Source organism: Wohlfahrtiimonas larvae, from assembly GCF_002006755.1.
Lineage (GTDB): Bacteria > Pseudomonadota > Gammaproteobacteria > Cardiobacteriales > Wohlfahrtiimonadaceae > Wohlfahrtiimonas > Wohlfahrtiimonas larvae.
The window spans coordinates 1-8967 of record NZ_MVDO01000232.1; the positions used below are offsets into that span (position 1 = coordinate 1).

At 36.0% G+C, this 8967-nt stretch carries 11 protein-coding genes and 1 riboswitch; of the genes, 4 read left to right on the forward strand and 7 right to left on the reverse strand.

Going from position 1 to position 8967, the window contains the following annotated elements:
- From BZK14_RS11915 to BZK14_RS11940, 6 genes are all read right to left on the reverse strand, one after another.
- On the reverse strand, window positions 1-599 hold a 599-nt coding region (locus BZK14_RS11915), incomplete at its 3' end, for a YdcF family protein (RefSeq protein ID WP_077926693.1).
- Window positions 600-627: 28 nt separating this feature from the next.
- Entirely contained in the window at window positions 628-1092 is a 465-nt protein-coding gene (gene ribH / locus BZK14_RS11920; RefSeq protein WP_077926694.1) for a 6,7-dimethyl-8-ribityllumazine synthase, read from the reverse strand.
- 53 nt (window positions 1093-1145) lie between these two features.
- The gene (ribB, locus tag BZK14_RS11925; protein ID WP_077926695.1) at window positions 1146-2351 is read right to left on the reverse strand and encodes a 3,4-dihydroxy-2-butanone-4-phosphate synthase; all 1206 of its coding nucleotides are present in this window, start codon (window positions 2349-2351) and stop codon (window positions 1146-1148) included.
- A gap of 1 nt (window position 2352) precedes the next feature.
- Window positions 2353-2979, reverse strand: coding sequence for a riboflavin synthase (locus BZK14_RS11930; RefSeq protein WP_077926696.1), 627 nt, complete (start codon window positions 2977-2979; stop codon window positions 2353-2355).
- On the reverse strand, window positions 2979-4106 hold the full coding sequence (gene ribD / locus BZK14_RS11935) for a bifunctional diaminohydroxyphosphoribosylaminopyrimidine deaminase/5-amino-6-(5-phosphoribosylamino)uracil reductase RibD (protein ID WP_077926697.1): 1128 nt from the start codon (window positions 4104-4106) through the stop codon (window positions 2979-2981). The genes BZK14_RS11930 and ribD overlap by 1 nt, the downstream gene beginning before the upstream one ends.
- Window positions 4107-4193: 87 nt before the next feature.
- A riboswitch (FMN riboswitch) is annotated at window positions 4194-4317 on the reverse strand.
- Window positions 4318-4406: 89 nt separating this feature from the next.
- The gene (locus BZK14_RS11940) at window positions 4407-5318 is read right to left on the reverse strand and encodes a LysR family transcriptional regulator (protein ID WP_245831345.1); all 912 of its coding nucleotides are present in this window, start codon (window positions 5316-5318) and stop codon (window positions 4407-4409) included.
- 143 nt (window positions 5319-5461) lie between these two features.
- On the opposite strand from BZK14_RS11940, the gene BZK14_RS11945 reads away from it, so the two are divergent.
- The 4 genes from BZK14_RS11945 to BZK14_RS11960 all read left to right on the forward strand — a co-directional run bounded on the left by BZK14_RS11945 (window position 5462) and on the right by BZK14_RS11960 (window position 8311).
- Complete coding sequence (locus BZK14_RS11945) at window positions 5462-5758, forward strand: hypothetical protein (RefSeq protein ID WP_077926698.1); 297 nt, start codon at window positions 5462-5464, stop codon at window positions 5756-5758.
- A gap of 396 nt (window positions 5759-6154) precedes the next feature.
- A complete protein-coding gene (locus tag BZK14_RS11950; protein ID WP_077926699.1) occupies window positions 6155-6451 on the forward strand; it encodes a hypothetical protein in 297 nt (98 codons plus the stop codon).
- Window positions 6451-6870 (forward strand): DoxX family protein, encoded by a 420-nt coding sequence (locus BZK14_RS11955; protein WP_077926700.1) that lies wholly within the window; start codon window positions 6451-6453, stop codon window positions 6868-6870. The genes BZK14_RS11950 and BZK14_RS11955 overlap by 1 nt, the downstream gene beginning before the upstream one ends.
- 112 nt (window positions 6871-6982) lie before the next feature.
- A complete protein-coding gene (locus BZK14_RS11960) occupies window positions 6983-8311 on the forward strand; it encodes an MATE family efflux transporter (RefSeq protein ID WP_077926701.1) in 1329 nt (442 codons plus the stop codon).
- Here BZK14_RS11960 and BZK14_RS11965 read toward each other — a convergent pair.
- A partial coding sequence (locus tag BZK14_RS11965) for a M48 family metallopeptidase (RefSeq protein ID WP_077926702.1) occupies window positions 8308-8967 on the reverse strand: 660 nt, incomplete at its 5' end. The two genes, BZK14_RS11960 and BZK14_RS11965, sit on opposite strands and share 4 nt — an antisense overlap.

Below are 8967 nucleotides of genomic sequence, written 5' to 3' on the forward strand. Positions count from 1 at the left end.
GCAAAAGGTTCACGAATATAAGCAACAAAAATAGAGCGTGTATCCGTTGGTGTTGCGGCTGCTAATCCTGACACATGCTCTATCCCAGAACGTGCTGCTAACATTAATGATCTTGGTAAATGAAAATCATTTGTCACAACAACTGCATTGTGAATATTCATTAGTTTTTTAGAATTAATGAACTGATGCGCTGTACGGGTAGAATCATCTTCTAACAAGATATTTTCGGAAGGAATCCCCCGTTTTACCAAATATTCTTGCATCACTTCAGCTTCACTTTTAGCATAACCTTGAGTTTTGCCACCTGAAACAATGACTTTCACTTTTGGAGATTCTAACCAATATTGATAAGCCATATCTAAGCGATTCTTCAATGCTTTTGATGGCTCTAATGGCTCACCTTCAATTTGATAACCTAATACAATGATCGCATCGGCGCTATCCGCAGCATGCATCTCCTTAACTTGCGAATGAATAATACCATTACCAACACCGATGATGATCAAACACAGCAATACAAATAGAGAAATGCCAAAACGGAAATTGTGTAAACAAAAAAGGGCGAATGATTGCTTAGATTGTTCTTGATGATTTGTCATTTACCCTTCTCATATTACATCCTATACATTAATCAATTTGGGCCATTAAGCTTAACATTTCAATCACAGTAATGGCAGCATCTGCACCTTTATTACCCGCTTTTGTACCTGCTCGCTCTAAAGCCTGTTCAATACTATCAGTTGTCAAAACACCAAATGCAATTGGCTTGTGGTGATCTAAACTCACACTTGCAATACCTTTAGATACTTCATTTGCTACGAAGTCAAAATGTGGTGTTGATCCACGAATTACAGCACCTAAACAAATGATTGCATCCACATCTGCTTTTTGAGCAAATTGTTGTGCAATCAATGGAATTTCAAATGCGCCAGGCACCCAAGCCAATTGTATATTGTCCTCGTTCAAACCATGGCGTTTCAATGCATCCACAGCACCATCAATCAACTGTTTAGTGATTAAACTATTGAAACGTCCTGCAACGATTGCAATTTTTTTGTTTTGAATAGATAACTGACCTTCGATAATTTGCATACTATGCTCCTAAAATAATAAAAAATACAATTTAAGTTACTTAAAGTTGATTTTTATAAAAAATGTCCCATTTGATTTGCCTTAATCGCTAAGTAATCTTGATTTTCTTTTGTGACAAACTTGGGTGTTGGGATACGTTCTAATACTTCAATACCATTGGTACGAAGTGCTTCTACTTTTTCTGGATTATTTGTGATTAATTTCACTTGTGATTGCTCAAAATATTTTAAAATTCGGGCCGCAATTGTGAAATCACGGTTATCCACAGGATGACCCAATGATAAGTTAGCATCGATCGTATTTTGACCTTGATCTTGCAATGCATACGCACGGATTTTTTCAGCTAAACCAATGCCACGACCTTCTTGGCGAAGATAGATCATCATGCCATTGTCAGCTTTCGCAATCGTTTCCAAGCCAAAATTCAATTGCGCTTGGCAATCACATTTAATGGAATGGAAAATATCACCCGTTAAACATTCTGAATGAATGCGCATTGTGAGTGGCTTATTGGCATCGAAATTTTCATTACGCAGTACAATGTGTGGCTCGCTACCTTCACTATTTGGGAAAGTATAGATTGTGAAGTTGCCATAAGCTGTTGGTAGATGTGCTTGGCTTATGACTTCTAATTTCGTTGCTTTTTCGATGAGATAATTACGATAATCCACAATGTCTTGAATTGTGATTAATGGCATTTCTTCTTTTGCGCTCAATGCTGTCAATTCTTTACGGCGCGCCATTGTGCCATCTTCATTCAATACTTCACAGATCACAGCGACAGGTTTCAATCCTGCCAATTCCATCAAATCAACAGCTGCTTCAGTGTGCCCACGACGAACTAGAACACCACCATCTTTCGCGATCAATGGGAAAATATGACCTGGCTTTTTGAAATCCGCTGCAGTTGTGCTGTCATCCGTAATTTTACGGCAAGTCAAAGCACGCTCACCTGCTGAAATTCCTGTATGTGTAGAGATATAATCAACTGTTACAGTAAATGCTGTTTGGTAGCTATCTTCATTGCGCACAACCATCGGCGTAAAATCTAAACGTTCAGCAATTGGCGCTGTCAATGGCAAGCAAACCAATCCACCTGCTTTTTTAATCATTGTATTCATGTGCGCATCAGAACAGTATTCTGCAGCAACAATCATATCACCTTCATTTTCACGAGATTCATCATCCATTACAATGATGATTTCGCCACGTTTTAATGTATCTAGCGCAGCTTCAACACGTTGAATCATTGCTTTCATCTTAATATCCCCATTCTGCTAATTTGTCATAACTCAAAGTTGATTGCTCTTTCTCTTTCAAGATGTACTTGCCGAGCTGATCAAATTCGATGTTCACACGATTACCCTCTTTCAATTGATGAAGATTGGTAATTTCAAAACTGTGCGGAATCACACTGACGCTGAAAGCATTTGCTGTCACCTCCGTCACTGTTAAACTGATTCCATTAATGGCAATTGAACCTTTTTCAACCACTAATTTTTGATATTCTCTTGCTAATGCAAAGCTTAAAACATAGCTATTTTGCAGCTTTTGTAAGGATTTCAATGTCGTCATCGTATCCACATGACCAGAAACAATGTGGCCATCCAATCGGCTATTTGCCAGCATTGCACGCTCTAAATTAACGCAGCTGCCCATCATTGCATTTGCAAATGTGCTGCGCTTTAAGCTTTCAGGCGTTAAATCTGCCCAAAAACCATGACCATCAAATTTCGTCACTGTTAAACACACGCCATTGCTCGCAATGCTATCGCCAATCTTGACGTTTTCTAGCACCTTTTTACAGCCAATTTTAATCGTGATCACATCACCACGGTGCTGCTTAGCCTGCAATGCACCTACTTCCTCAATGATACCTGTAAACATTATTCAACCTCCTTCAAGGTTGCTTGTACATAAATAGAATTACCTAATTTTTCCGTTGCATGAATGGATAAAATCGGCGCTTCTGATAAATCTGTAATATTGCTGTGATCCCATAAGCTTGGTGCTTTGGCATCACCAATTAATCTTGGACCATAAAAGAGTGCAAATTCATTCACTTTTTGCGCTGTAATGAAAGCGTTATAAATACTGCTTCCGCCCTCTAATAACACGCTCATGACTTTTTCTTCATAGAGTTGTGTTAATACTGAATCAACGATGATTTCATCATCTTGCAATTCAATTAAACGCACATTTTTCGCCAATAATTCAGCTTTTAAAGCTGTATCAATACTTTGATTTTGCGGATACATGATCCAAGTTGGCGCAATCTCAGTATTGAATAATTGATAATTGGCGTGATCAATCCCGTTGAAAGTACGAAGTAATAATACTCGGATCGGATTAGAATAATTTTGATCTGGAATACGAACTGTTAAACTTGGATCATCATTCAACAATGTCTTTTTACCAATCAATATTGCATCATGTTCTACGCGTAATTGATGGCCTTCCAAGCGTGCATCTGAGCCTGTGATCCACTTGGAATCACCTGATTTAGAAGCAATTTTGCCATCCAAACTCATCGCTGCTTTCAAAGTCACAAATGGTGTTTTTTTAATTTGATTATGGAAGAAAATTTTATTGATTTGGCGCGCTGATTCAGAATCAGCACAGATTGCTTCAATACCATTTTCAATTAAAAACTTCTCACCTTTGCCTGCAACAGATGGATTAGGATCTTGCGTTGCATAGACAACTTTTGTGATACCAGCATTCAAAACCGCTTCTGTGCAAGGGCCAGTTTTGCCATGATGACAACAAGGCTCAAGAGAAACATAGATCGTTGCCCCAACTGTGCTTTTGTTATTGTCTTTAGCATTTTGAATCGCAACCACTTCAGCATGAGCTGTACCTGCTTTAGCATGAAATCCTTCACCAATAATTCTGCCATCTTTCACTATCACAGCGCCCACATAAGGATTAGGCGAAACTTCCCCAACAGGAATCGCTGCCAAAAGAATGGCTTTATTCAAAAATTGATGATCTGATTCAGTTAGCTTGTTCATATGCCCTCTATCATTAGATTTATTTTGGGACATAAAAAACACAGCATAGACAACATGCCAAAAAATAGGCACGCGAATAGAGTTGTGATTTATCTTTTACCATCCAGACTATACTGTCGGTTTTGGAATTTCACCAAGATCAGCTTTCGCTCGCGGACTATCACCGCCGGTCGGGAATTGAATTGCTTCGCACCCTGCCCCAAAGATAAATTTTTCAATGGCAAAACTCTACCACATATAATTTTCGATATCAAATGGCTTGTTTCAAGTTGTCTGAAATGAGTTTTTTCAAAAATAGAATTATAAAAGTGGTTTATGCTCAAAAAGATAATCAATAAAAGCGCGAACTTTTGCTGGTACATACTTAGTACTAGGATAAACAATATGTATATCTAATGGCTCTAATCTATATTCAGGAAATAACTCGACCAATTCACCATTTGCAATGGCATGATCCACTGTAAAATCTAATAGCTGAATAATACCATAGCCATTAATTACACTCATAACTGCACCAAAAGGATCGTTATATAACATGGTGAAGTTTAAATCTAAAGCATCCTCACCTTTAATCTTCCAAGGTAAAGGCGTACTGACACTTGGAAATTTCAAACCAACACATTTATGATTTTTCAAATCACTGAGAGATTGTGGCGTTCCATATTTGCGTAAATATTTTGGTGAAACTACAATCTTTTGCTCAATTCTTGCATATAACCTTGCTACTAAACTTAAATCTGTCACTTCCCCAATACGAATTGCTAAATCAAAATTTTCTCGCATAAAATCAACATAAGCTGTACTCAAGAAAATTTCCATTTTTAATGTTTCATCATATTTTTCCATGAAACCATTGATCATAGGAATGAGTTTATTAATTGCTAAGCTATCTGGCAAGCTAATGCGTAATGTTCCGCGAGGAACCGAATTATTCAAAAGGTGATTTTCAATTTCCTGGATATTTTCCAAAGATCTACGACAAGTATCATAATAACTTCTCCCTTCTTCTGTTAAACGAATGGAACGTGTTGAACGATAAAATAACTTCAGTTTTAATTTTTTCTCCAATCGCTGTATAGCCTTGCTTACTGCCGATGGTGTCACGCCTAAAGAAATCGATGCATCTGTAAAGCTCGAACTCTCTGCTGCTCTGCAAAATACCTGAATATCATCAAGTTCTAATGATTGTAATGGCTTCATATTTGCATTCATCTTTATTTATTCCTCTGAGGCACAAATGATTTTCCTATTAACGATAGTAACAAAAAAATGATTTCAGTAACATAGCAACCAGTTTGAAGTTATGGCTAATGTACAAACAGCTATTTCATTATATATTTAAAAAGGAGTTTCACATGAAAACATTATCTAAACTAACTATTCTTTCCCTATCAGCAACAATCGTAACAAGCATAGCAGCTGCTCAACCATATCCTGCATATCAAGTATTAGATAACTTAAGTTCAGAACAAGTAACCCAATTAAAACAATTGGGACATATTTCTCAAAAAGAGCCTGTTAATCCTGTTTATGAAGCAAAAGTACAAAGTATATTAACACCTGCACAGAATGCAGAATATACTTCAAAAATGTATGGCCCAAGAACACCATCCAACTCTAACAATTTCAACTTCAATATGGATAGTAAATAATGTTAACGTTTGATCGACATCTTACAGTATTAATAATTATTATTAATCAGTAGTTATAAAAATCACTGGTTTAAATATTAGTGGCTTTTAGCATTTTCCACAAATGATTATTATGAGTTAAATTAAACTAAAAGCTTTAATTTATGATGTAAATCAGTTTTATATTGGCATACATTATTTTTATTAATCATAAATTTTAATTGTGCAAACAATATACTTATTGATAATGTTAATTTCGAGATAAGTCATTAATTATTTATGACTTATTTCATATTTACTTAGTGATATTACATCACCAATCAACTACTACTTTTTTAAATTTACAAAATTTAAATACCATCTTGATTAACTTAAAACACAATGAGTTATTCAAGAAATACTCAAAAGGAGTTTGATATGAAAATATTATCTAAATATGCAATTTTATCCCTATCCGCAACTCTGCTCACTAGTATGGCAATTGCTCAACCATATCCTGCATATCAAGTATTAGATGACTTAAGTTCAGAACAAGTAACCCAATTAAAACAATTGGGACATATTTCTCAGAAAGAGCCTGTTAATCCTGTTTATGAAGCAAAAGTACAAAGTATATTAACACCTGCACAGAATGCAGAATATACTTCAAAAATGTATGGTCCAAGAACACCATCCAACTCTAACAATTTCAACTTCAATATGGATAGTAAATAATGTTAACGTTTGATAAACATATTGAAACATTGATTAACCGCCCAAGCATTAACAATTCGTTAATGCTTGCCGGCAGAGCCTTAATGGCATATTTATTCATCATTGCCGGTTGGAATAAAATTGTAGGCTATTCAGGGACTGTCGCCTATATGGAATCTCAAGGCATTCCAGGAAGTTTAGCAATTTTAGTCATCCTATTAGAATTAGGCGGCGGATTAGCAATCTTAATCGGTTATCAAACACGTATTATCGCAGTATTTTTAGCACTTTTTTGCATCATGACAGGGATCATTTTCCATGGTGCTCCAGAAGATGCAACTAGTCTAATGAAGAATCTTGCTATGGCAGGTGGATTTATCTACATTTTAGTGCAAGGTTCAGGAAAGTTTAGTATTGATCACTTGTTGACTCATAAGTAGTCTAAGTTGAGTAAATTAATATAATCATGCCATTCCTTCGAATGGCATTTTTTATCCCTAAAATCATTCACATGACTTATAATCAAAATATCTCCATAGTTGTAGGATTTTTGTGAAGCAAAGAACATTACGCTTACTCTTTATCAGTTACGTTATTCCAACATTAGGTGCAATGTTAATCAGTGGCGCCTATCAGTTAATTGATGGTTTTTTTATTGGCCATTTTATTGGTGCAGAAGGCTTGGCTGCTGTGAATATTGGCTGGTCTTATATCACCATATTATTAGGGTTTGGCCTATTAGTTGGCGTTGGTACAGGTAGTTTATACTCTATAGCTAAAGGTGCGGAAAATGATGATAAAGCACGAAAAATCATCGGACAATCCATTACATTAATCATTATTCCCGGAGTTATTTTTGGGGCTATTTTATACTTTTCTGCTCCCACATTAGTTTATATGCTGAGTGATACAGATTATCTCGTGAGCCAGAAATTTGTCACTACTGCTTATATGGCGATTGATTTCATTCGTGTATTTGCAGTGAGTTCACCTTTAGTCATAGGCAGTTTAGCATTACCATTTCTTGTTCGTAATATGGGCAAACCTTATTATGCAACGCTTTATATGGCAATTGGTGTCTCTATCAATATTTTATGCTCATATCTATTCATTGTTGTATTAGAAATGTCAGTATTTGGAGCTGCAATTGCCAATATATTGGGTGAATCTTGTGCTATGTTCCTCGGCTTGTATTACATTATCATTAAAAGTGGAGAACCTTTAAAACTCAAACATTTTAAACCCAATATCCCCCTTATTAAAAATATAATGGTCAATGGTGCATCTACATTTTTTATGTATATCTATGTTGGGTTTATCATGATGTTGCACCATAAAATGTTAGTTAAATATGGTGGGACTGTCGCAGTGTCTGCTTATACAATCACTGGTTACATCATAACGATTTACTATCTTGGCATGGAAGGCATAGCTAATGGCGTGCAACCCATCATCAGTCGTTTATATGGCCGTGAAAACTATCTTTCAACACGCGCAATTATTCGCATGATGGTTCTTGTTGGTATGACTTATGGCATCCTGCTCACCTTATTCTTACAATTATTTCCTGAATTTTTCACGACATTATTTACCAATGATAAAGAGCTGACTAAAGTGACAGTTCATGCCATTAACTTCCATTTACCTGTGCTATTTTTAGAAGGGGCTTTTGTCATGGTTACAGTATTTTTCCAAGCGATCGGTGAAGGCACAAAAGCTTTGGTCATTTCGATTGGTAACTTGGTAATTCAGATACCATTTCTACTCATCGCACCACAATTCTATCAATTAGATGGTGTTTGGCTAGCCATGCCACTAAGCTCCATATTACTGGCTATTCCTGTTATTTATTGGGCCTATTTGCGTTATAGAAAAATTTAACACATTCTCATTGCTAAGCTATTTAATAGTTTTTTACGTGCAGGCCAATCAGGCATAAACTTCGTCATCAAGGCTTTAAAACGGTGGTTATGGCTACGTTCTAATAAATGTACTAACTCATGCACTAGAACATATTCTAAACATTCCAAAGGATATTTGGCTAATTCGGTATTCAGCCAAATTCTTTTGGCTCGAGTATTACAAGTTCCCCACCGAGTTTTCATCTTTTTCAATCGCCATTCTGATGATTGCACCTGTATTTTAGCCTCCCATTCTGTGATCAGTTCAGGCATGATTTTTTGGATTTCTGTTCGATAAAGGTTATCTAATAACTTAATTTTTTGTTCAAGAGTTAAATCGCCGTTGCTTTGCACAACAACGTGATCATCTCGAATGAGAGCTTCTACTTTTTTGTGATTAGTTTCCAATTGCAACGTATATGATTTTCCCCATAAAGAGTGGGTTTCGCCTGATTGATATTCTAGCTCTGGTTGTATTTGCAAAGATGATAATTTGGTTAATTGTGCTTTGACCCAAGGTAAATGGTTTAGCAAAGTTATTTCTACTTGTTTTTGTGATAGTTTTTTGGGTACGCTGACATAAGCTTTACCATCTTTTTTCACGCGGATATAGAGATTTTTAATTGCTTTAATTTC